The organism is Sediminibacillus halophilus (assembly GCF_900103695.1).
Taxonomy (GTDB): Bacteria; Bacillota; Bacilli; order Bacillales; family Amphibacillaceae; genus Sediminibacillus; species Sediminibacillus halophilus.
The window spans coordinates 978642-1004185 of the sequence record NZ_FNHF01000001.1 but is presented as its reverse complement, the minus strand read 5'-3'; the positions used below and the strand labels follow the sequence as shown (position 1 = coordinate 1004185).

Here is a 25544-nt window from a genome sequence, read left to right as displayed (position 1 = left end):
CATTGAAATTTTGTTGGATCAGTGTATAGTAGACGCAAGGGGGAATCAACATGAAGTGGGAAATACCACCACATAGCAGTACAGGATTCAAATTAATTGGAACCCAAAAGGTAGAAGGAGAAATCCTATTATATTTTATCGGTTCCAATGTGAACAAAGAGAGGGTATGGCTAAGCCATATTCACAAGGAAAATGAAGCTATACAACATTACGTTTTTTCTTATTTACCTAAAATACTTTCAGGTGTATACGATATTGGCTTGACGAGTCCTAAACCTTATTAAGTCAAGAGGGAGGATGTTGGTTCGATTATTCCATTTCAGTTAATAGCTCTCTCAAGGTTGGAAAACCTGTAATAATAGCGAGTGTGGATCTTTAGGGGGGATTGTTTATTAATAAATATTTTGATTAGCGGATGCACGTGAAAAGAAAGGGGGGAATACAGCACTCTTCAGGGTGTTGAATGGTACAAGGGGCAGATAACTCTTCTAATTGTTATATACAGAAAAAGGATCAGTAAATTTGAGCTGATCCTTTTGGTAGTGGAAAGGATTGAATACTTGTTCCGTTCATCCCTTGATGCCTTGATAAGTCAGCCAGACTGGGACGTTATCTTACTTTAACAGTTTTCTAATTGCTTTACCGGCTGATTTACCCGCGGCACGTCTGCTGATTCTTTTTCCGACACGCCCTTTCCTGACAGCATCGATATCATTCCAAATTCGAAGTATTTTGTAGATGTTTGATTTTAATCCCATCTCTCACCTCTCCTGTCAATCACCCGACAAAGTTTGTTTTATTATTCCTTTTAACCTCTTACTCCAATAAAATTCAGAGCTTGCCGGACAGAGCCAAACGACTTAATGGAAAATTTGATTCCAAGCTGGGTGGCAACTTGAGCCAAATCCGGCCGCATCCCGGTGATGATTGTTTCAATGCCGAGCAAACGGATGGTTTCATTGATTTTAAACAAATAATCGGCAACATAGGTGTCGAGGTTGATAATGCCGGAAAAATCTAGTATCAACCACTCGATATTTTGTTCCGCAACCGTGGCGGGAATATGATCCAAAAACTGTTGCGCCCGTTCGGTTTCAATGGAACCAATCAAGGGAAGGACGGCAATCCCATTAAGTATTGGAACCACTGGTGAAGCAAGCGCATTAATTTCTTTTAATGCGTTATCAAGCGATTTTTCAGTTTTTTTTCGTTCTGTTATATCCCGTATGACAGATTGAACTGCACGCTGATTCTCCATTTGCAACGGATTGCAATTAACTTCAACTTCAACGGTGGAACCATCTTTACGTTTGATTACCTGTTCGCTGGTAGATACAGATGCGTCGTTTACTACTATCTGATGGATATGGTCCTGCACGGTTTGATGATAATCTTCCTGGATAAAAGAAAGAAGCTCTTTACCGATAAAATCCTGCGTGGTTCCTCCAAGAAGTTCAGCACCTGATTGATTAATATAAACAATTTCCCCATCAATATGGATGATAATAGATTCTGTCAATCGCTCTACCATTTGTTTGAATATATCATGATGATCCAGAGAACCTTCATTAAAACGACCGATAACAACACATCCTTTCAATATCCTTCCTCTTTTTTTACCATGACACAGTTTGCTATGTTTGTCGATGTTGCTTCTTCACTATTTCCTTGGAAAAAGTACGAAAAGATTTATTCCGACTCGCTTGAGTCTTTTAAAGCATCAAACAAATTCAGCGCTTCATCCAGTGTCTGGGATATTTTTAAAATATCCGAGCTTTGTGGATTGCACGTGAACACTTGATACATTTTCGAACGAAGCGTTTCGATCTTTATTTCTACTTGCTCTATTTCTTTCATGCGCATCCCCCTTTGCTATCTATCTTCAAGAACATGTGTTCTAGATAGATTAACGCCATTATAAGTGATTTTTCAGAAAATGGATAGGGAATCTTGAAAAAACACAGATTCAGATGGTTATGGTATAGTGAAAGTATCTTTTTATGGAGGTGAACCATAATGGTTAAACAACAAATCCTCGGTTATATTGGTACATATACGAACGGGGACAGCTTAGGCATTTATTCGTTTTCGCTGGATCAGTCAAATGGGGAGGTTTCCGTTATAGCGGATGCTGCTCACTTAGAAAAACCAACCTATTTAACGATAAGCAAGGATAATCGATACCTTTATTCCGTTATGCAGGAACAGGATGGAGGAGGTGCAGCAGCATATTCCATTAATGAAAACGGTACCCTTTCTCTGGTGAACAAGCAGGTGCTGGAGGGAGCTGCCCCTTGTCATATCAGTATTGACGAATTAAACAAACAATTGGTTACGGCCAACTATCATAAAGGTACGGTCGATACCTACCCAGTCGATGCTGACACAGGAGCAATTGAGCCTGCTTCATCCATGGTCGAACATGCTGGTTCCGGACCTCATGAAAGACAAGAAAAACCGCATGTCCACTTTTCGGGCTACACGCCAGATGAAAAATATGTCGTTGTAGTTGATTTAGGCTCCGATACGATAAAAACATATGAAATCAATAATAGGAATCTGGAAGAGGTAAGCAGTTTTTCCACAAAACCAGGGAGCGGGCCTCGCCACATTGTGTTCCATCCCAATGGAAAGTTTGCCTATGTAATGACGGAGTTGAGCAATGAAGTCCTTGTACTTGCTTATGACCAAACAAACGGAAGTTTCTCTCAAATTCAGGCGATTTCGACCATTCCTGAAAGTTTTACTGAAAATAGCCAGGGCAGTGCCATTCATATTTCCTCAGATGGCCGCTTTGTTTATGCCGGAAACCGTGGTCATGATAGCATTGCCATGTTTGCAGTGGAGGAGGACGGGGAAAAGCTAACGTTTGTCGAGCACTATTCGACAGAAGGTGATTGGCCACGCGACTTCAGTCTGGATCCGTCTGAAAGATTCTTGCTTGCTTCCAATCAAAACTCCAGTAATTTGACTTTGTTTACACGTGACCCGGAAACCGGGAAGCTGGAGTTAAAGCAAAAAGGTGTGACAGTACCGAATCCGGTTTGTGTGAAATTTATCCATCAGTAAAAAGAAAGAAGGCATTCGCTCGTCTGCAGTGAATGCCTCCTTTTAGTCTTTAGGTGCTTTTTTTGCCTTTCTCTCGTCTTTTTCTTCTGTTCTCTTCGGTTTCTTTTTGCCAAAAAGGAGAGCCCTGACCTGGTCGCGCTGCTTTTTGTGGGTAAGAACATACAATGTATCTCCGGTTTGGAGAACCGAGCTCCCGGTTGGAGTGATCACTTTTCCTTCCCGTATGATGGCGGTAATCAGTGTTTCTTCTGGTAAGGTTAAGTCCTCAAGCGTCACACCTGTAGCCGGTGTATCTTCACTAATGGTTGCCTCCATGATTTCCGCTCCGGATCTACCCAGTGTAATCAATTCCATTGTAGGAAAGGGACTTGCCTGTCTCGTTTCTGTCAATTTCAGCTTGCTGCCAAGCCAGGATAACGAACTTCCTTGAATCAGTGCAGAAGTAAGCACGACGAAAAATACGACATTAAAAATCAATTGACTGTTTTCCACCCCAGCGAGCGTAGGATAAGTGGCGAGGATGACGGGTACTGCCCCTTTCAAGCCTGCCCAGGAGATGAATGTCTTTTCCTTACCTGTGTATTTCATAAAGAGCATGCTGAGGAATACACCGATAGGACGTGCGATGAACATTAAAACCATAGATAACAAAAGGCCCTGCCAGAAAATCTCAAGTAATTGTTCAGGAAATACCAGTAACCCCAAAAGAATGAACATGATGATTTGCATCATCCAGGCAAAACCTTCGTTGAATCGCAAAATGGAAAATCGGTACATCAAATCATTGTTGCCGATGTACACCGCCATAACGTAAACAGCAAGCAGACCGCTGCCACCGACAGCGGAGGTGAAAGCATAGGTGAAAATAGCACATGCAAGTGCGAGAACAGGATACAAACCGGAAGCGTCGAGCGTGATTTTATTGATAACAGTGGTCGTTGCTTTACCAAGCAGGATACCGATTACCAATCCAATCCCCATCTGCCAGAAAAAGCTTCCGATTGCAGTCCATATGGAGCTGTCCGGCAGCTGAATCACTTCAATCAGCGTCACAGTTAAAAAGACAGCCATCGGATCATTGGTACCGGACTCGGCTTCCAGTGTTGAAGTGATCCGGCGCTTGATATTTTTGTTACCGAGCACAGAAAATACCGCCGCAGCATCGGTGGACCCCACAATGGAACCGAAGAGCATTCCTTCAAGCAAGGAAAGGTCCAGGATATACATAGCAGCCAGACCAGTGACGACTGTGGTAATCAACACGCCGATTGTAGCTAAAGAACCAGCTGCCCCAAGTACAGGGCGGATATTTCCCCACTTAGTTTGCGTACCGCCCTCAAATAAAATGATAATCAAGGCGACAATACCAATTAATTGGCTAAGCTTGGCATTTTCAAAGAATATGTAATTGTTTAGAAACATACCGAGCAGCAGGAAGAGTACAAGCGAGGGAAGCCCTAATCGTGTGGAAAACTTTGTGGCCAACACCCCGATGATCAACATAGTAGAAAATAAAAAAATCAAAGCTTGAACCGATAACTCCAACTTTTGTTCAATCCTCTCACAAACGGAAAATTTTCTTTCTATTATCAATAGTAATCGTATTTAAAGTAAATAACAAAATACTCGTCTTGATGAAAAACAAAAATATACATGAACAAAAAACAGACTGCCGAAGTTCGGCAGTCTGGCGAGCCTGTAATGAGCTCTATTTTTAAGGGGGGAGGAAGTTTCATTTACTTCTACCTCACCAATAGGAAGTAGAGAATAACCATTTAGATGAGATGTATAGATACAATATCCTTAAATTTGGAGGATTAAACCTACTTTTTAAACGAAATGTGATGACTTTTTTATTCAGAATATAGAAAAGCCCCTCGTTCAAAACACAATTATCAACAAGGTAGTATTCTGTGTTTTTTTGCTGTTGCGCAAAATGTATAAACTGTGACTTCGTTTGGATTTGTCTTCCTAACTTCTTACATTGGTAACAAGCAGAAAGTCCAAGAGAAGGAGAAAAGACGTAACCCCCCCACTGTCTTTTTATGAAAAAAAAAGAACCTACTTCCTGACAACCGTTTTTAAGACAGCTTGTTGAGTCTCAAGGAAAAATTTCTACGCTTGCGACATTCAGCATGCCTCTTAGCGCAGGTAGCATACGCAGACTCCAACGGGAAAAGCGCGAGCTGAAGATTCACTTGATAAAGGGTTTTCCTTACCAAGTTAGCTGAAGCCGTGCCCGCGGAAAGCGTAGTATGCTCCGAAGCGTTGGTTAACACGCTTTTTGAATAGAAGGGCACTTCCCATTACAGTTACTGCGCAGTTTCTGTCCAATACGCCAATGAATGAGGAACGAGAGCCTTTAACAATCGGGGTTATTTATCATTGTTAATCAATAATAAATGAACAAAATATTCTTGTATCGCTACAATTACCGAAATCAGAATTGCTCCGGTCAGGGTGACGTCGATATCCGAAAAAACAGCGGAAATAAGCAACAGTAATCCTATAGTGGCTACGAAATCGAGTAAGATACTCAGCCAAAATGTTTTTCTCCGCAAAAGTAAAGCTTCCATCACCACTCCAACAACCGCTAGCAAAACGATAGCTGCAATGGTCTGCCACACAGATTCAAATTGTACTCCTTCATAAGTAGATGTGAAGAGCAAAATAATTAATGGCAGCATAACGATTTTAATCAGTAGACTAATCATCCAGCAACCTCCTCTTTCCCAAGTATTACCTTAGAACCTTTTTATAAAACCAACGATGTGTGATGACCACAACTTTTCCATATTGGAAATATCTTTTATAGCAGATTTTATAAAAAATCTAAAATATCTCTTCTCAAATTCATGTGCGTAGGATATACTTTAACTGTATTACTAATATTAATACAGTTAATACAGTTAATACAGTTAACCGGAAGCGGAGGTTACGCGATGTTCGATCTCGATGTTAGAAGCCGGAAGCCCATATATGAACAGTTGGTCGATAAACTGAAAGAGATGATCATCAACGATGTACTTCAAGTAGATGAAAAACTCCCCTCTGTTCGTGTACTGGCCCAACAATTGACAATCAACCCAAATACGATTCAAAAAGCTTATAGAGAACTGGAGACACAAGGCTATATTTATTCGGTAAAAGGAAAAGGCAGTTTTGTCAACCAACTGGTAAAAACGGAGAATTCGGAAGAACTGCAGAAAGTGAAAGCACAATTGGAAAAATTAATAGCCGAAGCAATGTTTTTCGGAATGACGAAGGATGAGTTGCAGGCATTGATCAATGAAATAGAGGATCAAGGAAAAAGGGGGGATCGCGATGATCGTCAGTAACAGTATTAGCAAGAAATATGAAAAATCTCATGTATTACAACATGTCGGTTTACAGGTTCGCAAGGGCTCTATTTACGGCTTATTGGGATCGAATGGAGCCGGAAAAACGACTTTAATGAAAATCATTGCCGGAATTGCCAGACCGGATGATGGAGAAATAACAATAGACGGCAAAGGTGTTTTTGAGGATACAGAAGTGAAAGCGAAAATGTTTTTTCTCTCTGACTCCCTTTATTTCTTTTCCCAATACACTATCAAACAGATGGCTGACTTTTTTCGGGATACGTACCCTAACTGGAATCAGGAGCGGTTTTTTAAACTACAGCAGTTATTTCAGCTGGATATGAAAAAGAAAATCAGCCAGTTCTCGAAGGGAATGCAGCGACAGGTCGCATTTTGGCTTGCTTTGTCCACCATGCCGGAATATTTAATTTTAGATGAACCATTCGACGGGTTGGATGCCGTTATCCGGAAAAAAATCAAAAACTTGCTTGTACAGGACGTCGCAGAAAGGGAGATGACAATCATCATTTCTTCTCACAATCTTCGAGAAATAGAGGATATTTGTGATTATATCGGCATTCTTCATCAAGGGAAGCTTTTGTTGGAAAAAGATATTGACGATTTGAAATCAGACATCCATAAGGTACAGGTAGCCTTTCGGGAAAAGCCGGACACGGAAGTCTGGGATGGCCTGGACATATTATACAAAGAGAAGCGCGGCAGTGTGATTTTGGCGATTGTGAGAGGGAAGGAAGAACGTATCGTATCTCATTTGGAACAATTTCACCCTGTCATTCTAGACCTGCTGCCATTAACACTAGAAGAAATATTTGTGTACGAAATGGGGGACGCCGGTTATGCAATTGAAAACATCCTTGTTTAATAAACAGTTATTGAAGCAGGATTTACTGAGTACAGGCTGGATTGCTATTGTTTACTTCGTAGGACTAGCATTTTCGCTGCCGTTGAACTTGCTGATGTTGGAAACAAATGAACGGATGGAATATTCCTTTAATAGTTTATTTGAATCTAATGGAGAGATTCAATTATTTCTTCTATATATTATCCCGGTACTGGTTGCCGTGTTTTTATATCGATACATGCACGTGAAAAATGCTTCAGATTTCATACACAGCCTGCCAATCACTCGAAGGAAAATCTTTAACCATCACTTCCTAATTGGAATAGCGCTTATAGTGATGCCTTTACTGTTAACAGCGGTAATTTTGTCATTGATGCTGCCGGCCCTGGATTTGTACATGGTTTACACGCAGGCAGACATTTGGGAGTGGTTTGGCGCTTCTGTCGCATTTTCTCTCTTGCTGTTTTCAGCGGGAGTTTTAGTTGGAATGTTTACTGGCATTTCTGCGGTGCAGGGTGTATTGACGTACATCTTTCTCTTGTTCCCAGCGGGGATTCTTGTACTGATTTATTCAAACCTGAATGTCTTATTGGATGGATTTCCAACATCGTACTATCACCTTACCAACTTGAATTTGTATTCACCGTTAACAGATTTTGTTGATATGTATGATTGGAAGTTTCATGGATGGAAGTTCAGTATCTACTTGCTTCTTTCTGCGGTATTTTACGCTTTGGCTTGGTTCATTTATCACAAAAGACCGGCTGAAGCTAGTGGTCAGCCTTTGGCATTTCACCAAGTACGGCCGATCTTTAAGTATGGGGTCACCACCTGCATGCTGCTGTTTGGCGGGTTTTATTTCGACGAAACCGACAACCATTTTGCTTGGATTGTTTTTGGTTATATATTGGGCTCATTAATTGGTTATTTAGTAGCTGAGATGGTTTTGCAAAAAACGTGGCGTGTATTCGGCAAGTGGAAAGGTTATGTGCTATTTCTAGCAGCCGCAGGCGCCGTTCTTCTTGTTGTTGTTTTTGATATCACGGGTTATGAGAAAAGGATACCAGAGGCGGAACAAATTGAATCGGTTTACTTTAATGAAAATCCATTGTACTACAATGATGAACGCTCAACGAAAAACATAAGAGAGCTGGCAATCCAGGATCCTGCAATTATTCGAAAGATCCATAAGCTACATCAACAAATTGTTGAGCAATCGATTGGTGGTTTGCCAGAGAATCGTGTCAATAAAGAAAAGTTGTTTTTTAGTTACCAGTTGAAAAATGGAAGCAGGATCAATCGGGAGTACTATATCGATTTAGACGAAACGTTTGCAGCATACTTGAAGCCCATTTATGAGTCTCGTGAATATAAGGAAATCAAGAACCGGATTTTGACGGTGGATGAAAATGATTTTGGCAGTTTGGTCATTTCCAATGAATTTGATCGTTCCGGCAGTACTAGTATTGTGGAGAAAGAAAAAGTAAAGGAAGCCCTACAGCGATTGAAGCAAGATATTTATGATCAAACATATGAGGAAATTGTCCATCCAATCGACACCATGGCTTATATTGAATTTCCAGAAGGAGAGAACATGATATACCAGCTTCCAATACTGCGTTCTTATGAAAGATTTGGAGACTGGCTGAAAAAACAGGGCATTTACGATCAAACAATTCTCCAAGCTAAAGATATTTCTTATGCAGTCATATTGGATGACAGAGAAGAAAGCGAAGACGTATATCAGACGTTTTATGAAAGCAAAAATGGCGATAACGGGCTGGTTGTCGAAGATAAACAAAAAATAAAGAAGACCCTGGAAACGACAGCAAGTGATAATCGTGGAACCAATGTTTCTTCCCATTACTATGTAGGTTTTTTCCTAAAAGGGAATGAACAGCCCGTTATCCGTCCTATATCCAAAAATAAAGTGCCAGCATTTGTTACCGATTATTTTGGAAACAAGTAAAAAGGAGAGAGAATAAAAATGAATGAAGCTAAGACGGAGGAGGGAATTTGTTTTGAAGCCGTTTATCAACAGTATTACCAACGAATGTATTTGGTTTCGGTCGGTATAACGAAAGATCGTTGCCTAGCAGAAGATGTCGTGCAGGATGCTTTCATCAAGGCATATAAGCATTTTGACAAATTGCGTGATCATGACAAGCTCGGAGCTTGGTTGACGAGCATCGCTTACAGAACCGCTATCGATGCAATAAGGAAAGAGAAAAAGCGGACGTTTGTCCCGCTTGAGGATGTGTATTTGACCAGCCAGGAAAGCAGTTCTGAAGAACGGATTGTTGAAAAACAGGTGGAATACAAATGGACTGAAGAACAAATAAAGCGGCAGGTAGTCTTACTAAGTCCTAAACTACGCAAGGTCTTTACCTTGAAATACCAAAACGATTGGACCGATAAAGAAATAGCCGGCAGCTTAAGACTCGCCCTTGGAACCGTCAAAGCCAGATTATACAGGGCCAGAAAACGTGTCAAAGAAGGAATGGAACAGACAAACCCAACCACCAATATCAGCGCCTAAAACCGGATTGAACCAGGATTTCAGGAACAATTATCGGGGGTCAGTCCCCGCAATTAAGGGGGACAGACCCTCCGGGCAGGGGATTGGGTATTTAGCCGCCATTGGGGCCAGACCCTTAACCGTACTTTTTACAGGTAAGAAAAATAAAAAAGCTTGAAGTAGCAACAGATTTTGGTGTTTGGGGTCAGTCCCCGTGACCATGAAATACCAGGAAAAGCAGGCTTGTGGGGTCAGTCCCCTCTCATAGAAGTTGAGCATTCTGGTGGGGAGTTGGGGACTGACCCCTGGTCTTTTGTTCGATGTTGACTTTTATGGCGATGCTCTTTATAATTAATCGGGAATAATGGAGACAATCCGTTTGATCGGGAGAGGTTCTTAGCGTAAACCCTCTATAAAAAACTAAGGACATTAACAGGTGTTTTAGGCCATGTCCGTTAGGGGCATGGCCTTTTTGTTCCGATCTTTTAAGAAGATGTGTTTAGATAAATAATACTTGCTGGAACACGGACAAGTAAAAAGGAGCGTTTAAGATGGCAGGAAGAAGAGATGAAGAGCTGACTGATATAACATTGCTGGGAAGTCAGGGGACGACCTATCAATTTGACTATACTCCAGAAGTACTTGAAACATTTGATAATAAACATCCGGGGCGTGATTATTTTGTGAAATTCAATTGTCCTGAATTCACTACTCTTTGTCCTAAAACAGGACAACCCGATTTCGGAACCGTCTATATTAGTTACATTCCGGATGAAAAAATGGTGGAGAGTAAATCCTTGAAGTTATACCTGTTTAGCTTCCGCAATCATGGTGATTTTCATGAGGATAGCATGAATATCATTATGAATGATTTAATTAATTTAATGGACCCGCGATATATTGAAGTATGGGGGAAATTCACTCCTCGTGGAGGAATTTCCATAGATCCATTTTGTAATTATGGTAAGCCGAACACTAAATTCGTTCAGATGGCTGACCATCGAATGATGAACCATGATCTCTATCCCGAAAAAATAGATAACCGATAAAACATTATTTTAAGTTAATAGAGGGTACGACTTTGTTCCTTTCCTTGTTTTAAAACGAAAGGGAGAAGAAGTTATGTTAATATATTTGAATGCACTATTTACTGGTCTCTTGGTAATATCAAATGTGCTTGGTGTGAAACTATTTGCTGTAGGGGACTTTGTCTTGCCAGCAGCCGTTATTGTATATGTCATCACCTATTTAATCACGGATGTAATCGGTGAAGTCTATGGTAAGGATGCTGCCCGAAAGACTGTCCAGGCAGGATTTGTTACCCAGGTATTAGCCATGCTATTTATTTTTATTGCGATTCAACTTCCGGCAGCACCTGTATTTGCAGGGCAAATAGAATTTGAAACGGTGCTGGGCGGTAGTTTCCAAGTGATGCTGGCAAGCTTGGTGTCCTATTTAGCTAGCCAAAACTTGGATGTATCCATCTTCCATTCTTTAAAGGAGAAACATGGAAGTGAGAAACTATGGCTGCGCAATAACTTGTCGACAATCACCAGCCAGCTGATTGATACGATTATTTTCGTCACTATAGCTTTTGGAGGGACAGTCCCCGTTGGTGTACTTATCGGTATGATCGGTTCGCAGTATCTGTTTAAAGTACTTGTAGCGCTCATCGATACACCAATTGCTTACCTATTGGTCAAGCTGGCAGGAAAGCAGGAAACTAAACAACATGCTATCCTTTCCTCCAAGTAAAGATGAAAATCAAGACCGCCGTTTCCATCGGAACGGCGGTCTTTTCTTGTTGGGGATAATATATATAGGGGACTGACCCTTATAATAACCTCGTCATAAAAAACTACATTATATATTGAGCCTAGGGTCAGTCCCCAAACTGCTTGCATTCTGCTCCAATTAACTTCCTGCCAAGGGCTTCAGTGGAATTGGAATACTAGAATGACCGGCTCTATCAGGTGAAAATGCCTAAATGGGGTCAGTCCCCCATATCTTCAAAGTCAACAAAAATTCTATTTTATTCTGTTTTGGGGACTGCCCCCCTTAGCTGACCCCTTTAGTTTTTAAAAAGATGGTTTGTATTTTTTCTGGGTTATGGTAAGATTTAACTGTTATACATGAAAAGTAGAGATACATATTTATGTTGAAATAGGGAGGTAGTATGATGGCGGCTAATTATCGTGTGATGAAGGATGCAGATGCATTTTACTTTGCCGGCAATGAAATTGGCGTGCTGGTTGTGCACGGATTTACGGGTACAACGCAGAGTATGCGATATATAGGTGAACAGTTTGCGGCAGAAGGTTTTACTGTCCTGGGACCGAGATTGGAAGGCCATGGTACTGACCCGGAGGATATGGAAGCGTCTACTTACCAGGATTGGATTGATAACGTAGAAGCGGGCTTGGCAACGTTAAAGGAGGAATGCTCCAAGTTATTTGTCGCCGGCTTGTCCATGGGTGGTACGTTGACATTATACTTAGCAGAACAGCACCCGGAAATTAATGGGATTCTGCCCATTAATGCTGCTGTGGATATTCCGGAAATGGCTGAAAATTACCGGGAATTGGCCCAGACGGATACTAGATTTGTTAACGGAATCGGCTCCGATATCAAAAGGCCGGGGGTCAAGGAACTTGCCTACGAAAAAACCCCGGTAAAATCGATGGGGGAGATTGTCACATTAACGGAGATGGTCAAGCAAAATTTAAGCAGTATTACTACCCCGATTGTGATCTTTTCTTCTACGGAAGACCATGTCGTTCCGCCGGAAAATTCCCAGCTGATTTATGATTCGGTTTCTTCGACTGAAAAAACGTTGTTTAATTTGGATGCAAGCTATCACGTTGCCACTTTGGATAACGACAAAGAAGTGATAGCGAATAAAGCGATTCAATTTATTAAAGCAAACTGTTAAAAACAGCAATTATAGCAACTGGACATATAAATCAACCACCCTTATTCTACTGGGTGGTTGTTTTATTCTATGTTATGCTTGCAAACTACTAGTCTGAAGTAAGGAAAAAGGCTAAAATAATCAGTAGAGTATTCAAGGATGCACCGAGCGTTCATAAAAAATAATAGAAAAGTGTATAGGAAAGGATGCTGCAGACATGCCGAGAAGCGGGAAAAGAAAACGAATGGGCTGGTTCGGCTGGAGTATGACTGCTTTAGGTGTCACATTGGTGGTTGCGATTGCTTTTTTCTCCTTTGTTTTTGATCTAGGAGGCATCGGACTATTTAATGACCAGCAGACAGAAACTAGTGAACAGCAGACAGATGAATCTTCTGGATCTGGACAAAGCCAGGAGGAACTGGAGGAAAAAGCGGAGGAGACGAGAGAATCAGTAGGCAAAGAATATGAAGATGTTGGCGACTTTGTAGCCGAGACTCATGACTTTTATAACGATACAACGGGTTATGGCCGAATTGACAATCTTGATTGGTCTGAACAGGAAACAGAGGCAGAGGAGATTATCACTGTGCTGGATGACATGCTGCCGAAAGTAGAGGATGATGCCTTAAAGAGTGATTTGGAGAAAATTCAGCAGCTGGCAACTTCTGCTGTAGAGGATGACGATAAAAAAACGATTAGAAGCTTGCACCGTATGTTTCATGATTTGGATATTGCCCTCAATGATTACCAGGGTACAGATAAAATTTGGGGAGTAACCAACACCTTGAAGTAACAGTCCAAAAGGTCAAACAAAAAACGAGCTTAGCTTATAAGCTCGTTTTTCGCAGGTTTATCATCTATATGAAAACCTCAACCTTCCTGCTGCATAATCCATTAAGAATTGTTGTTTTTATTTTGCTGTTGGCGTCCGCGTGTTTCTCCGCCTTTTTTACCGATTTCTTCATAGAATTCTTCATCATGGTTCTTAGACGTTGTTTCTCCGCCTTTTTTACCAATCTCTTCATAGAATTCCTGGTCGTGATTACGAGAAGTCTTTTCCCCGCCTTTGCGACCTGCTTCCTCTACAGACATTTTCTTGTTATTGTTCTTGTCAGCCATTCTATAAAACTCCTTTCGTGAGTGTTATATGATGCTTACATAACTACTATTCACGCTGTACAAAAAACTAAACATACTAGAATCGGAAAAATATATTGTTTACTCTTTCTGGATAACGGGCAAATTATAATCAACAACAGCTGAGGAGGTAAATACAGATGGTAAGAGTTGCAGTGGAACAACCATTCGAAGATGTGAAAAAGCAATTAAACAAAAAAGGGTACCAAGCGGAAATGCTGGAACGAAAAGTGGATGCAGCCGACTATGATGCAGTCGTTGTAAGAGATTTGGAAGACTTGACTGACATCCATATGAATGTACCCTTGATTTCCGCCCGCGGACGAAGTGTAAAAGAAATCGTATCTGAAGTGGAAGAAAGACTACAACGCGCAGGAACGATTGATAAGAAATCCGGTGGCATTTCCGGTAAACAGTTTGTAAACGGCATAGCTGTAGGAAGCATTGTCGGAGCGACCATTGGTTTTATGCTAGCTCCCGCCAGCGGTAAGAAGACACGCGATAATTTGAATCAAAAACTTCAGCAGACAAAACAGCAGACCATGAACCTGACCGACAAAGTGAAGGATAAGGTGCCTGGCCAATCCAGCAGTAATCTGGATGACGACAGTAAAAATGAACTTGCTGCCCAAGAACGTGATTTAGAATTAATCGGCGGCACAGAGCTGAAAAAATAAAAGTTTGAAGAAAAGGCATCCTCCTATGGATGCCTTTTTACATACGGAAAACGGACATTGGGTAGAGCGTTATGGCAAGCACACGATCCATAAAGAAGCATACGAATCAACCCCGATATCATCCAATCACTGTTTTTCTATCCGGGGACAAAGGCGCATCAGCCATTAGGCTGATGCGCTCTTTCATGGTTGCAAAGAAAAGTATAATAATCAATATGACAAATATATATTGCAAAAAGACATTTTTAATATATAATGAAAATAGAACGAGTAGAAAATAAGAGGAGGGATGCAAGTTGACCTTAGGAATTCAACTGAAAAATGTAACGAAAAAAATCGGCCGTAATACGATTATCGATCAGCTGTCGCTCGACATCCATAAAGGCGAGGTATTTGGCCTTCTCGGACCAAACGGAGCAGGGAAAACGACGACCATCCGAATGATGGTTGGCCTGATGGGGATTACATCGGGGGATATTCTGATAGATGGTATATCCATTTCCAAAGATCGCTCAGCTACAGCCCAAAAGCTCGGTGCGATTGTCGAAAATCCGGATTTTTATTTATATATGAGTGGTTTAGATAATTTACGTTACTTCGCCAAGCTTCAGGATAAAAAGATCAGCAGGCAAACCATCGATGATGTGGTACGTACTGTCGGGTTAACCGAAAGCATTCAAAAAAAGGTGAAGACCTATTCACTCGGCATGAAACAGCGTCTCGGTTTAGCGCAGAGCTTGTTGCATCGACCCAATGTGCTGATATTGGATGAACCAACGAATGGACTGGATCCTGCCGGTATCCGCGAATTCCGTGAGTACATTCGCTGGTTAGCCAGCGAACAGAACATGACGATAGTCGTTTCGAGCCACTTATTATCAGAAATTGAATTGATGTGTGACCGTATCGCGATTATACAAAATGGACGGCTGATACGTACCGAAACGATTCAAGATACGACGGGAAGAACGGCCGGTGTTCAACCAGCCCGCCAGGTAGTGATGGAACTGGCCGATAGCAGGAAGGCGGAGCAGTTTCTTCAAGAAAAATTGCCAACGCTGGAGGCGCAGCCCCGTGGACAGCAGGAACTTTTGATTCAAGCGGACAAAGAGACTACGGCCAAGGTCGTTCATTTGTTGGCGATGCAAAACCATGCGATCTATCGGGTAAGGGACGGCCAGCAAACATTGGAAGATCGCTTTTTGGAAATAACCAACGAAAAGGGGGAGGCACATGCTCACGCTCATTCGCAATGAATGGTTTAAACTAAGAAAAAAACCATCTATTTATTTGATGGCAATCATTATTGTATTGCTTGTCATAGCTACCGGGATGATTGGTAAAATCACAGAAGATGCTCATTCGGTACCGGATAACTGGCAGGAGAATCTGGCGGCAAAAAACGAGCAGCTGAAAGAACAGCAAAAGGAAAATGCGAATAATCCAATTTTGACAGAAAACAACCGTAACCAGATTGCGGTCAATAACTATCGAATCGAGCATGATATCAAACCTGGCTCCGAGCTGAGTGTCTGGTCGTACACAGTAGAAAATGTTCCCTTGATTTCTGTGGCCGGATTATTGGTGATGATTATTGCAGCCGGAATTGTTTCTTCGGAATTCAGCGGGGGAACGATTAAGCTGATGATGATCCGGCCTGCCGCTCGTTGGAAAGTATTGCTGGCCAAATATTTAACGGTATTGGCCTATGGCTTGCTGCTTGTGGTGCTGTTGTTCATTGTCTCGTTGGCAGTAGGGGTTATCCTGTTCGGTACGGGTGAATCCATGATCCATCTGACAGTTAATAACGGAGTCGTTGCCGAAGAGAATGTGCTTGTTTATCTGCTGCGTTATTTCTTTTTTTCCACCATCGACCTGTGGATGATGGTGTCACTGGCTTTTGCTTTGTCTGCGATTTTCAGGAACACAGCATTATCTCTCGGTGTTTCGCTGTTTGCATATTTAATGGGAGGCACTTTCACAAGCTTGTTGGCAGAACGGTTCGATTGGACAAAGTATCTGTTATTTGCCAATACCGATTTAAATCGGTATGTGAGTGGAACCCCCTTCGTAGAAGGAATGACGATGACATTTTCGGTTGTTATGCTGTTTTTGTACCTGACAGTGTTTCTTGCGGCTGCCTTTATGACCTTTTCGAAACGGGATATTGCATGAATTAAGTTGCAGAAACAAGGCTTTCCGTTATCTGTGACCCCTGCTAAAATAAAACAAGAACCTGCATAAAAAAAGGTGGTAAAAGATGAACAATCCTTTCAAAAAGAATCGAATAAAAGATGAGCGGATTATTAACCTGCAAAACAAAATCTATCGGGAGATTTATCATTTGGTATTAGTCATTTGTGTTTTTTCCTTGGTTTTCAAGTATGCAACAAGCGGTGCTGAGTTTAAGAACGTATGGCTTGAACTGGTTATCTTACTAGGTACCTCGATTTATTATTTAGTTCGTTCAACCGGGATGGGGTTATTTTCAGCAGAAGTAGATTTCCATGACCAGACAAACAAACGCCCGATGAGTCTCAAAACCATTCTGATCGGCGCTCTGTTTGGGGCCGGACTGGCGATCTTTTTAGGAATTCACAGTGCAGTTAGCTACGCAGATTCCTCCGCTCAGGCTGTTTATTATTTCCTGCTTACGTCAGTTGTTTCCTTTATGATCTATATTCCTTTTTTGATGCTCGCGAATGGTTTCGCTTATTGGGGAGCAAAGAAAAGGAGCGACAGGGCGGTTGAAAAAGAACTGGAAGATGAAGAGCAGGATGAGGAAAGATGAAGAACATCCGGATGAAAGTAGCAAGAACGGAAATGGATCTATCACAGGAGGAATTGGCTAAGCGTGTCGGTGTCTCACGCCAAACCATCGGACTAATTGAACTGGGAAAATATAATCCAAGTCTGAATCTGTGCATTGCAATTTGCAAAACGTTGTCCAAAACCCTCGATGAATTGTTTTGGGAAGAATAAGAAACCTCCGTGACCGTTTGGGTCCGGAGGTTTTCCGATTATTCCACAATCAAAGTCGAGGACATGTCTTCATGTCCTTCGCCACAAGGCAGGGCACATTTTATGACGTACTCTCCGGCTTCCAACGTTGCTGTTGCAGATCCCTCATTTTCAATTTTGACATCTGTTCCTTCAATTTCAACTGCATGAACGCCTTCTTCATTGGTCAGATTGAATGTTATTTCTCCAGCGGGAGCGGTGTATTCTTCTTTGTCAAACTGCCAGTTACTTGCTGCAATATCGACAACTGCGGCAGATCCACCGTCGTCTCCTTCGGCAGCGCCGGCATCATCACCGCCGCCGCAAGCCGCCAGCAATAAGATGAACATCGAGACCATAAGTGCTAAAATTGCTTTTTTCATCGCTAAAAACCTCCTGAAAATTGTTTGAATGCTTATCACATTTTTAGTGTAAAGCACCATCCGGATGCCTGGCTGTGAGAAATGTCACATTTACCATCAGTTCAAAATACCGTAACATTTTTTTACAAAACGGTAATGCAAAAGACTAAAGCGAGGCGTATGATAAAAGTATCAAGAAGGATATTCTGCCTGCGCCTATTTCATTCCAGGTAAAGGAAACAGACAATCAGCAATGGAAATACACGGAGACCCAAGCGGAGGAAACGCATCGGTGAGATCCCGAAGAGCGGAGCTCAAGGAGACTCACAAGCCGCTCGCGGAAAGCGCGGTGTATTTGCGCAGGGATGGATATTAGCAGATTTCCGGTAAAGGAAAGCCTGTGGGCATGTTATTATCGGTTGATATCATGTATCGTAGAAAATTCTTTAGAAAATAGAAGGAAAGAAAAAATGGGGAGGCGGATTACATGGAAGCAGCTGTAAAGCAGGAGCAGGCAGTCGGTAACACCTGGCAATTCACCAAAGAAAGCTTTGAAAAAATACAAGGGATCATGTATCAACACGCGTTTCCGGCGGGAACTACATTGTTTTGGGAAGGGGACGAAGCAGAAAAACTTTATTTTCTCGAGAGTGGTTCCGTTCGCCTGGTGAAAAATGCGGATGATGGGAAGGACCTGTGCCTCTATTACTTTCATGAAGGTGATTTGTTCGGAGAAATTCAATATCCCGGGCAGGAAGGGCAAATGTCGTATACTGCCGAAGTACTGCAGGATGCGCGGGTAGGTATCATCCAGCAGCGTGACCTGGAAATTCTGTTATGGCAGCATGGTGACCTTGCAATTGAATTCAGCCGCTGGCTCGGATACATGCAGCAGCTTACTCAAGTGAAGCTGAGGGATTTGATGTTCCATGGGAAAAATGGAGCGCTTGCTTCCACCTTGATCCGTGCTGCCAACACGTATGGCGTGCAGGATGGCGCAACCATCCGCTTCACCGAAAAATTCACCAATGCAGAGTTGGCCAGTCTAATCGGCGCTACCCGTGAGACAGTTAATCGGATGCTGAACCAATTGAAAAAGCAACAGATAATCGACATTGAACACGGCCGTATCGTGATTCTTGATCTGGCTGAGCTAAAAGCGATTTGTCATTGCGAGGAATGTCCGCTTGGCATCTGCAGATTATAGGTGTGAATCCGTCTCCCCGGGGAAATCCCCGGTTTTTTTGTTTCTATGAAGGCTATAGCGGGTGGAATCGTTTCCTGTCTAATCGAGTGAAGCATTTTATCTTGCCTTGGATGGTGTTTGAAATGTTATGTTCATCTTTCCATCTCTGAATCGGACATATGGATCGTCTCTTCCCGCTACCAATAGTTTTCCTTTCCATACTTGTGCTATTTCATGGTACTCCTTCTTTTTTCCATTCACCTCTGCTGTTACCAAAACATGGTGCCAGAAAGTATGACTATCGGCATATTCCGCCTTAATAATATCATAGTCTTTGAAGGCGTACTTCTGCTCTTTTAAAAAGGCTGTTTTTTTATATAAAAGTCCTTCGCCTTCTTTCATTGACGCTGTTCCTGTAGATAAATATTCGTTCGTATTTTCTTGATAATCGTATAGATTTAAAACCCCAAATGCGTCTTCACATCCTTCATTAATTAGGGCTCGGTAATAGTAATTAATCATATGTTCTGCTTCTTTTTCGGGAAAGTAATTTTTCTTATGTGGGCCAGGAAAGCACAGCTATACAGAAGTGCAGCAAAAATAACTAGCGTAACTATTTTTTGATAGTAATCCCCCTTTTTCATGCATCGATCGAATGATTCTATCACATATTTGCTGAAAGAGAAGCGAAAAAAGGAATTGATATATAGGTGGGTATTCATTTGACCATCTTTAAACATAACCAAGCCTACTAGCGAGCTTTCTGAAATACCTGATCCCTCCTTTACAGCATGCAACGCTAAAGAGGTTTGTACAGCATATCATCGGGATATCGTCTGTAAAACAGACTGTCCGCTCCATACCTTTGCAGTTCCATCTCATCCATGCCCAGCCATTCCAATGACTGAAAACATTCATAGAACGATACAGGTTTCCTTTGTTCGATAAATGCACATACGGCTTTCAGTGTCGGTTGGCGCCGATACATCCCATACAAGGGCTTCGGGGTGTTTCGTATAATAGGAACCACAGCCTTATGACAGGTTTGTTGGAGTCTCTCTTTCATTGCTGCTGCCGCTTGAGAGGATAAAGCAGGTATATCACAGCTGACTAGCCAGATAAGAGGATGGCTGGCAAGAGAGAACCCAGCATGAATCGCACCTAACAACCCTTTGTTTTTGTGGAAAACAGTAACAACCCGGATATCCGGACCGACTACTGGTAAAAATGCCATCGGATTATCGGTGACGAGAACAATTTCCTCGACAAATTGCCCCATTTCCCTGATTTGCCGGTCAATCAATCTTTCTCCATCCAGATTCTGTAGTGCAATATCTTCCGCATATGGACGAATGCTTCGATCTGCTACTATAATGCCGCTTTTCATTCTTGTCCCTCCCTTATTTTTCTTGTTCAGTGTAACTGTTTGGAAAATACAAAACTGTAATAGAAGTCACATCCAAAGCTTTTTAAGAGGATGTGATATTTATCACAGAATCGACCTGTTGTGTTCGGCTACAATCAGATTAGATTAAAGGGAAGGGAGCGTTCACGATGGCGAAATTGGATTCTGCCAAATCGTTCGAAACCGAAAAAGAGCAAGCCGGGAAAACAGAACCGAAGCTAAACGGAACCTTGTTGTCCGTCATGCTTGTCGGAGGATTCATCATATTATCCTGGATCGGGGTGTACGCACTTTATCTATCCAGATAGGAAAAGGGGGAGTAACAGATGCACATGCATAAGTATGAAAAAATATGGCTGGTTTTTGGCGGTATCACCTTGATAGTCTTCTTGTCGGTAATCGGTGTCAGCGCGTTTGCCATGGGACATCATCCGCCAAGCGATATGACGACAATCGACCCGGAAAAAGTAAAGGAAACAGCACCTTTCGATGACCCTGGTTTAAAGAAAATCGGGGACAATGAATATGAGGCGGTGATGGTCGCCCAAGCGTTCATGTTCGGAGAACCCTTAGAAGTGCCGAAGGGGGCGACTGTTCATTTTAAGGTGACGAGTGCGGATGTGGTTCACGGCTTCTCGATTCCGGGTACCAACGTGAACATGATGATCACACCGGGGCATATTAATACGATTACCCACAAGTTCGATGAAGCCGGTGAGTTTTTGATCATTTGCAATGAATATTGCGGAGTCGGCCACCAGGCCATGAGCGGAAAGATAGAGGTGAATTAAATGGAAACCACGTTGATCAATCGGAAAGATGCCAAGTTGAGTCTCGCCCATCTGTACGTAGGCTTTATCGCCGTACTGCTTGGTGGGATTGCCGGATTGCTGCAAACCTTTGTCCGCAGCGGCGCGATCACTTTGCCGGCGGGGATTGGCTATTATCAGCTGTTGACCGCCCATGGCGTTTTGTTAGCACTTGTTTTTACTACTTATTTTATTATTGGATTTTTGTACTCGGGTATCAGCAAAACAACGGGAACACTGGCTGAAGGCCCGCGTAAACTTGGCTGGGCAGGCTATTATGTCATGACAACCGGTACCGTGATTACCACAATCATGATCCTGACCAACGATGCCAGTGTGTTGTACACGTTTTATGCGCCGCTTCAGGCGTCGCCATGGTTTTATATTGGGCTGGCACTTGTCGTGATCGGAAGCTGGATTAGCGGAGCCGGCATGTTCCGTCAGTATCGTAATTGGAAAAAGGCCAATCCAGGTCAGCTTTCTCCGTTGTTCAGTTTCATGGCAGTGATGACGATGCTGCTTTGGCTGATCGCCACACTGGGAGTGGCAGCGACCGTCGTCCTGCAATTGATTCCATGGTCATTCGGTTGGGTGGACACCATCAATGTCCTGTTGAGCCGTACACTGTTTTGGTATTTCGGCCATCCGCTTGTCTATTTTTGGCTGCTTCCTGCTTATATTTGCTGGTATGTCATCATTCCGAAAATCATTGGCGGAAAAATTTTCAGTGATTCGTTGGCCAGATTGTCCTTTGTCTTGTTCCTGTTATTTTCGATCCCGGTCGGCTTTCATCATCAATTGCTCGAATCCGGCGTATCGCATACATGGAAGTTTATCCAGGTAACCCTGACCTTTATGGTAATCGTTCCTTCGTTGATGACAGCCTTCTCCTTGTTTGCCACCTTTGAATTGAGCGGCAGGCAGAAGGGCGCAAGAGGACTGTTCGGCTGGGTGAAAAAATTGCCATGGAAGGATGCACGGTTCTTTGCGCCCTTTATGGGGATGCTGATATTCATTCCTGCCGGGGCAGGGGGCATCATCAATGCCAGTAACCAGTTGAATCAGGTCATTCATAACACGCTCTGGGTCACCGGTCACTTTCACTTGACAGTAGCGACGAGTGTAGCCTTAACCTTTTTCGGAATCGCTTATTGGCTGATTCCGCATTTGACAGGGCGGACATTGACGAAGAAGATCAACCTGCTTGCCAACATCCAGACAATCATTTGGGTAGTCGGGATGGCGATGATGTCCGGAGCGATGCATACGGTCGGATTGCTAGGTGCGCCAAGAAGGACCGCTTATACGACATATGGCGATTATCCCGATGCATTAGGCTGGATTCCTTATGAAGTGGCAATGGCTGTCGGAGGGAGCTTCTTGTTTATCGGCATTCTCGTCCTGATTTACATTGTCGTCCATTTGAGCTTTTTTGCTCCAAAAGGGGTGGAAGCGTACCCTATCGGCGAAGTGGCGGATCAGGCAGAGCGTACTCCGACAATCCTGGAAAATTGGAAGCTGTGGATCGGTGTTTGCATCGCATTGATCTTGTTCGCTTATACGATCCCGATTATGGAAATTATCGAAAATGCTCCTCCAGGGTCACCTGGATTCAGGCTTTGGTGACATTAAAAAGTAAGAATCTATTCCATTGAAAAAACATGCCGGAATCCTCGAGGACACTGAAAAAGTCCTTTCTAATCTAAAAGAGCTGTTAAAGTTTGTTGTTGATTCTCACGAATCGCTTATCGGTGGATGCTTGCCGCGGGCACGGCCTCAGCTAACTTGGTCAAGAAAATCACTTTACCAAGTGGATCTTCGGCTCGTGCTGTTCCCGCAGGCGTCACCACCGAACGCTCAACGTGGAATCAACAGATGGTAAAACGAAAAAGAGTGATTTTCTTTGATTTATAAAAGAAAGTCACTCTTTTTTCTTACCAGGAAAGTAATACATAAAAGGAAGGGATTCAATGTTAGACCGATGGCGATTTTTACAGCTAATGTGAAACGAATCGTTAAACTAATGAAGGAATAGAGGGCATAAATCACTTGAAATTAGATAAAAAGCGGTCTGTATGGAAATTCAGTTCCATACAGACCGCTTTTTTAAAATTCTACTTTTCAAAGACCTCCAGTTTTTCAGTGGCCTCGAATCCTCTGGCATGTTTTTGTTTTTCTCTTTCTAAGTGAAATCAGTTCAGTATCCGGTACATCATCAGGTCATCGACATACTTTCCATCTAAAAAAAACTCATCTACCAATCTTCCCTGTTCTCTATATCCGTTGCGTTCATAAAAGTGGATTGCTGAGAGATTGGTTGTCAATACGCGCAGACATAGTTTATGGATGCCCTGTTTTTTTGCTTCTTTTTCGACAAATCGCAAAAGGGTTGAACCAACTTTTTGTCCCTGGAAGTCTGGATGGACGCCAATCACCAACTCCCAAACGTGCCGGTTGGAATCTAGCGGTATAGGACTCCGATAACTGATAAAACCTGCAACAGATTCATCGATTACAGCAACGTATTGACTGCCGGGCGGACAGCGTTCCTCATAAGCGGCAAGCGATTCCCACTTATGTGGGTGTGGTGTGTTTTCTGCATTCCAGATGAGATTGTTCAGCTTCATTAATAGTTGTGAATCCTTGTGCAAAGATGGACGTATTTTCAAGATATTCCTCCTAGACGGATTACCCGACCGGCTTCGGCCTTGACGCTGGATAACCATGTCTCTGCCGATAATTTTTTCTTTCAGCGGTAAATTCAAACCACTGTTTCTTGCTGTCCGGGTTTTCTGCATAATGTACCACACAGCGAAGTTGATCCTCTACACACGGATCAATTGGTGTTTGGAGCTTCTTTTCCAGGCAATCCAGCAACTCAGCAGGATTTTCGCCACGCACCTCTTCAAGCGTGTACTTTCCAAGATGATGAACCAGGTTTTCAGCCAGGCGGCAGCCAATCGATGGTATTTGCTGGAAAGTGGCCAATCCTTTTAACAACCTGGCCCGATCGTAAGTGATATCCATTAAATCAGATAGCGTTTTTAACTCTAAATTAGCAATCTGATGGAGTTTAATCTTTGCCTTGCGTAAAGAACTTCTCTCTTCCGCAGTCAGCGGAAGTTTAGGAGTTTTAGGTGTGCACATGTAATCACCTCTATTCCGAATACTTGCCTCCTAATCTAATTCGACTTAACCTTCTGCTTTCCTTTAAATAATTTCGTAATTTTGCAGGATTTTTGGTGATTTTTCTTGTATCTTTGTAGGGAGAGTAAGAGGAATGGTAAAGGAAGCAGTTCTTGGCGTTACCGATACGTAATCGGAAGCCCTTCAAAATAAACAATCTGGGAAATACGGATATGGAATGCCCGCGTTTTACTTATGTTTAATTGGATATGATCCACTGCAACGCCACTAAGCAGTCCCTCAACTTTTCCCGCAGTAGTCATCACGCCAATTTGCTGGCCTTGGTGCCGGCTTAAGTGGTCGATATAGACGGGTTCAAAAGGGGCCATATACTGCGTCGGCTGGGGCAAAGCCGGGACAGAATAAACAGGTGTTGTCGGCGAGGGCATTTGGTTGATATATGCCGGCTGTACGATCGGCTGCAGCATTACAGGGGTTTCTTCAGGTGTTCCGTCACGGATTTCCGATTCGGCTTTAAGTTGGGAACGATCTCTTTCTTCCATATTCCTATCACGTTCCTTCCATTGATGTATGGCTTTATATGTATGCCGCCAACATCATGATTATGCCGGTTTAAAAGGAGTTGACAGGAGTGTTAGTAACCAATCATTGTATATTGCAACTGTTACAGCCCAGTGATTACGAAAGTATTCTCCAGCTTTATCGAAATGAGAAAGTTAGAAAATATCTTGGTGGCACTGTACCCGAACATAAAATCAGGGAAAACTTTCAGCATTTATTTGCCTCCGGTACGCCCTCCTGTCATTGGGCGGTAAGGGAGAAATCAACGGAGAGCTTTATCGGCACGGTTTCGCTCGATCTGCATCACGATGGAGATGCTACCGAGATATCGTATCAATTCCTCCCTTTGTTTTGGGGAAAAGGCTATGCAACAGAAGCTGTCAAAGTTGTAATCGACCATGGGTTTAGTACTTTGGGGCTTCCAGAAATAGTGGCAGAAACACAAACAGCAAATGAACGATCAAGACGGCTTTTGGAAAGGCTGGGAATGGAAGAGTCACGATCCGTCGAACGATTCGGTGAACAGCAAACGATCCATCGATTGTCGAATTGGAATTGA

Annotated in this window: 32 protein-coding genes and 1 riboswitch; of the genes, 20 read left to right on the top strand and 12 right to left on the bottom strand. The window is 42.6% G+C overall.

Annotation, left to right across the window (positions count from 1 at the left end; genetic code table 11):
* Window positions 1-50 precede the first annotated feature (50 nt).
* Window positions 51-284, top strand: a complete 234-nt coding sequence (locus BLR82_RS05170) for a hypothetical protein (protein ID WP_074597897.1) — start codon at window positions 51-53, stop codon at window positions 282-284.
* A gap of 330 nt (window positions 285-614) precedes the next feature.
* Here the strand turns inward: BLR82_RS05170 and BLR82_RS20970 are convergent, their stop codons facing one another.
* The 3 genes from BLR82_RS20970 to BLR82_RS20550 all read right to left on the bottom strand — a co-directional run bounded on the left by BLR82_RS20970 (window position 615) and on the right by BLR82_RS20550 (window position 1857).
* A complete protein-coding gene (locus BLR82_RS20970; RefSeq protein ID WP_175486757.1) occupies window positions 615-758 on the bottom strand; it encodes a hypothetical protein in 144 nt (47 codons plus the stop codon).
* A gap of 50 nt (window positions 759-808) precedes the next feature.
* Window positions 809-1600: a PAS domain S-box protein gene (locus BLR82_RS05165; RefSeq protein WP_083334711.1), complete on the bottom strand. Its 792-nt coding sequence runs from the start codon at window positions 1598-1600 to the stop codon at window positions 809-811.
* 89 nt (window positions 1601-1689) lie between these two features.
* A complete protein-coding gene (locus tag BLR82_RS20550) occupies window positions 1690-1857 on the bottom strand; it encodes an aspartyl-phosphate phosphatase Spo0E family protein (protein ID WP_175486756.1) in 168 nt (55 codons plus the stop codon).
* 159 nt (window positions 1858-2016) lie between these two features.
* Between BLR82_RS20550 and BLR82_RS05155 the strand changes: the two genes are divergently transcribed.
* Complete coding sequence (locus tag BLR82_RS05155; RefSeq protein ID WP_074597896.1) at window positions 2017-3069, top strand: lactonase family protein; 1053 nt, start codon at window positions 2017-2019, stop codon at window positions 3067-3069.
* Between the two features lie 42 nt (window positions 3070-3111).
* Here BLR82_RS05155 and BLR82_RS05150 read toward each other — a convergent pair whose 3' ends face one another.
* Both BLR82_RS05150 and BLR82_RS05145 read right to left on the bottom strand, forming a co-directional pair.
* Complete coding sequence (locus BLR82_RS05150) at window positions 3112-4614, bottom strand: potassium/proton antiporter (RefSeq protein WP_074597895.1); 1503 nt, start codon at window positions 4612-4614, stop codon at window positions 3112-3114.
* An 830-nt stretch (window positions 4615-5444) separates the two neighbouring features.
* Window positions 5445-5783 (bottom strand): hypothetical protein, encoded by a 339-nt coding sequence (locus tag BLR82_RS05145; RefSeq protein ID WP_074597894.1) that lies wholly within the window; start codon window positions 5781-5783, stop codon window positions 5445-5447.
* 228 nt (window positions 5784-6011) lie between these two features.
* Here BLR82_RS05145 and BLR82_RS05140 point away from each other — a divergent pair, with 228 nt between their 5' ends.
* From BLR82_RS05140 to BLR82_RS05105, 8 genes are all read left to right on the top strand, one after another.
* On the top strand, window positions 6012-6407 hold the full coding sequence (locus BLR82_RS05140) for a GntR family transcriptional regulator (protein ID WP_074597893.1): 396 nt from the start codon (window positions 6012-6014) through the stop codon (window positions 6405-6407).
* Complete coding sequence (locus BLR82_RS05135; protein ID WP_074597892.1) at window positions 6394-7293, top strand: ABC transporter ATP-binding protein; 900 nt, start codon at window positions 6394-6396, stop codon at window positions 7291-7293. Before BLR82_RS05140 ends, BLR82_RS05135 begins: the two co-directional genes overlap by 14 nt.
* Window positions 7268-9241, top strand: coding sequence for a DUF6449 domain-containing protein (locus BLR82_RS05130; protein ID WP_074597891.1), 1974 nt, complete (start codon window positions 7268-7270; stop codon window positions 9239-9241). The genes BLR82_RS05135 and BLR82_RS05130 overlap by 26 nt, the downstream gene beginning before the upstream one ends.
* An 18-nt stretch (window positions 9242-9259) precedes the next feature.
* Window positions 9260-9811, top strand: coding sequence for an RNA polymerase sigma factor (locus tag BLR82_RS05125; protein WP_074597890.1), 552 nt, complete (start codon window positions 9260-9262; stop codon window positions 9809-9811).
* Window positions 9812-10173: 362 nt separating this feature from the next.
* Window positions 10174-10220: riboswitch (PreQ1 riboswitch) on the top strand.
* A gap of 121 nt (window positions 10221-10341) precedes the next feature.
* Window positions 10342-10839 (top strand): preQ(1) synthase, encoded by a 498-nt coding sequence (gene queF / locus BLR82_RS05120; RefSeq protein WP_074597889.1) that lies wholly within the window; start codon window positions 10342-10344, stop codon window positions 10837-10839.
* Between the two features lie 73 nt (window positions 10840-10912).
* Window positions 10913-11545 carry a queuosine precursor transporter gene (locus BLR82_RS05115; RefSeq protein ID WP_074597888.1) on the top strand — a complete coding sequence of 211 codons (633 nt, stop codon included), beginning with the start codon at window positions 10913-10915 and terminating at the stop codon, window positions 11543-11545.
* Window positions 11546-11969: 424 nt separating this feature from the next.
* Window positions 11970-12722 (top strand): alpha/beta hydrolase, encoded by a 753-nt coding sequence (locus tag BLR82_RS05110; protein ID WP_074597887.1) that lies wholly within the window; start codon window positions 11970-11972, stop codon window positions 12720-12722.
* 196 nt (window positions 12723-12918) lie between these two features.
* Entirely contained in the window at window positions 12919-13494 is a 576-nt protein-coding gene (locus BLR82_RS05105; protein ID WP_074597886.1) for a hypothetical protein, read from the top strand.
* A gap of 101 nt (window positions 13495-13595) precedes the next feature.
* Here BLR82_RS05105 and BLR82_RS05100 read toward each other — a convergent pair whose 3' ends face one another.
* Entirely contained in the window at window positions 13596-13820 is a 225-nt protein-coding gene (locus tag BLR82_RS05100; RefSeq protein ID WP_074597885.1) for a KGG domain-containing protein, read from the bottom strand.
* 158 nt (window positions 13821-13978) lie between these two features.
* Here BLR82_RS05100 and BLR82_RS05095 point away from each other — a divergent pair, with 158 nt between their 5' ends.
* The 5 genes from BLR82_RS05095 to BLR82_RS05075 all read left to right on the top strand — a co-directional run bounded on the left by BLR82_RS05095 (window position 13979) and on the right by BLR82_RS05075 (window position 17497).
* The gene (locus BLR82_RS05095; RefSeq protein WP_074597884.1) at window positions 13979-14515 is read left to right on the top strand and encodes a YkuS family protein; all 537 of its coding nucleotides are present in this window, start codon (window positions 13979-13981) and stop codon (window positions 14513-14515) included.
* Window positions 14516-14811: 296 nt separating this feature from the next.
* The gene (locus BLR82_RS05090) at window positions 14812-15771 is read left to right on the top strand and encodes an ABC transporter ATP-binding protein (RefSeq protein WP_074597883.1); all 960 of its coding nucleotides are present in this window, start codon (window positions 14812-14814) and stop codon (window positions 15769-15771) included.
* Window positions 15749-16690, top strand: a complete 942-nt coding sequence (locus BLR82_RS05085) for an ABC transporter permease (protein ID WP_074597882.1) — start codon at window positions 15749-15751, stop codon at window positions 16688-16690. The genes BLR82_RS05090 and BLR82_RS05085 overlap by 23 nt, the downstream gene beginning before the upstream one ends.
* Before the next feature lie 85 nt (window positions 16691-16775).
* On the top strand, window positions 16776-17306 hold the full coding sequence (locus BLR82_RS05080; RefSeq protein ID WP_074597881.1) for a DUF6773 family protein: 531 nt from the start codon (window positions 16776-16778) through the stop codon (window positions 17304-17306).
* Window positions 17303-17497, top strand: coding sequence for a helix-turn-helix transcriptional regulator (locus BLR82_RS05075; RefSeq protein WP_026571775.1), 195 nt, complete (start codon window positions 17303-17305; stop codon window positions 17495-17497). Before BLR82_RS05080 ends, BLR82_RS05075 begins: the two co-directional genes overlap by 4 nt.
* A 38-nt stretch (window positions 17498-17535) precedes the next feature.
* On the opposite strand, the gene BLR82_RS05070 is transcribed toward BLR82_RS05075, so the two are convergent.
* Entirely contained in the window at window positions 17536-17898 is a 363-nt protein-coding gene (locus tag BLR82_RS05070) for a cupredoxin domain-containing protein (protein WP_074597880.1), read from the bottom strand.
* A gap of 466 nt (window positions 17899-18364) precedes the next feature.
* Here BLR82_RS05070 and BLR82_RS05065 point away from each other — a divergent pair, with 466 nt between their 5' ends.
* Entirely contained in the window at window positions 18365-19084 is a 720-nt protein-coding gene (locus BLR82_RS05065) for a Crp/Fnr family transcriptional regulator (protein WP_074597879.1), read from the top strand.
* A gap of 96 nt (window positions 19085-19180) precedes the next feature.
* Here the strand turns inward: BLR82_RS05065 and BLR82_RS05060 are convergent, their stop codons facing one another.
* Both BLR82_RS05060 and mobA read right to left on the bottom strand, forming a co-directional pair.
* Window positions 19181-19585 carry a hypothetical protein gene (locus BLR82_RS05060; protein ID WP_074597878.1) on the bottom strand — a complete coding sequence of 135 codons (405 nt, stop codon included), beginning with the start codon at window positions 19583-19585 and terminating at the stop codon, window positions 19181-19183.
* 277 nt (window positions 19586-19862) lie between these two features.
* Window positions 19863-20450 (bottom strand): molybdenum cofactor guanylyltransferase, encoded by a 588-nt coding sequence (gene mobA / locus BLR82_RS05050; protein WP_074597876.1) that lies wholly within the window; start codon window positions 20448-20450, stop codon window positions 19863-19865.
* 167 nt (window positions 20451-20617) lie between these two features.
* Between mobA and BLR82_RS20750 the strand changes: the two genes are divergently transcribed.
* From BLR82_RS20750 to BLR82_RS05040, 3 genes are read left to right on the top strand one after another with little or no spacing between them, the layout of a single operon-like run.
* Complete coding sequence (locus tag BLR82_RS20750) at window positions 20618-20776, top strand: cytochrome c oxidase subunit 2A (RefSeq protein WP_139186890.1); 159 nt, start codon at window positions 20618-20620, stop codon at window positions 20774-20776.
* 18 nt (window positions 20777-20794) lie between these two features.
* Window positions 20795-21259 (top strand): cytochrome c oxidase subunit II, encoded by a 465-nt coding sequence (locus BLR82_RS05045; RefSeq protein WP_074597875.1) that lies wholly within the window; start codon window positions 20795-20797, stop codon window positions 21257-21259.
* On the top strand, window positions 21260-22903 hold the full coding sequence (locus BLR82_RS05040; protein ID WP_074597874.1) for a b(o/a)3-type cytochrome-c oxidase subunit 1: 1644 nt from the start codon (window positions 21260-21262) through the stop codon (window positions 22901-22903).
* Between the two features lie 566 nt (window positions 22904-23469).
* Here the strand turns inward: BLR82_RS05040 and BLR82_RS05035 are convergent.
* From BLR82_RS05035 to BLR82_RS05025, 3 genes are all read right to left on the bottom strand, one after another.
* Window positions 23470-23946 (bottom strand): GNAT family N-acetyltransferase, encoded by a 477-nt coding sequence (locus BLR82_RS05035; RefSeq protein WP_175486755.1) that lies wholly within the window; start codon window positions 23944-23946, stop codon window positions 23470-23472.
* 19 nt (window positions 23947-23965) lie between these two features.
* Window positions 23966-24424, bottom strand: a complete 459-nt coding sequence (locus BLR82_RS05030; RefSeq protein ID WP_074597872.1) for a helix-hairpin-helix domain-containing protein — start codon at window positions 24422-24424, stop codon at window positions 23966-23968.
* A gap of 158 nt (window positions 24425-24582) precedes the next feature.
* Complete coding sequence (locus tag BLR82_RS05025) at window positions 24583-24966, bottom strand: DUF2642 domain-containing protein (RefSeq protein ID WP_083334708.1); 384 nt, start codon at window positions 24964-24966, stop codon at window positions 24583-24585.
* A gap of 89 nt (window positions 24967-25055) precedes the next feature.
* On the opposite strand from BLR82_RS05025, the gene BLR82_RS05020 reads away from it, so the two are divergent.
* Complete coding sequence (locus tag BLR82_RS05020; protein ID WP_074597871.1) at window positions 25056-25544, top strand: GNAT family N-acetyltransferase; 489 nt, start codon at window positions 25056-25058, stop codon at window positions 25542-25544.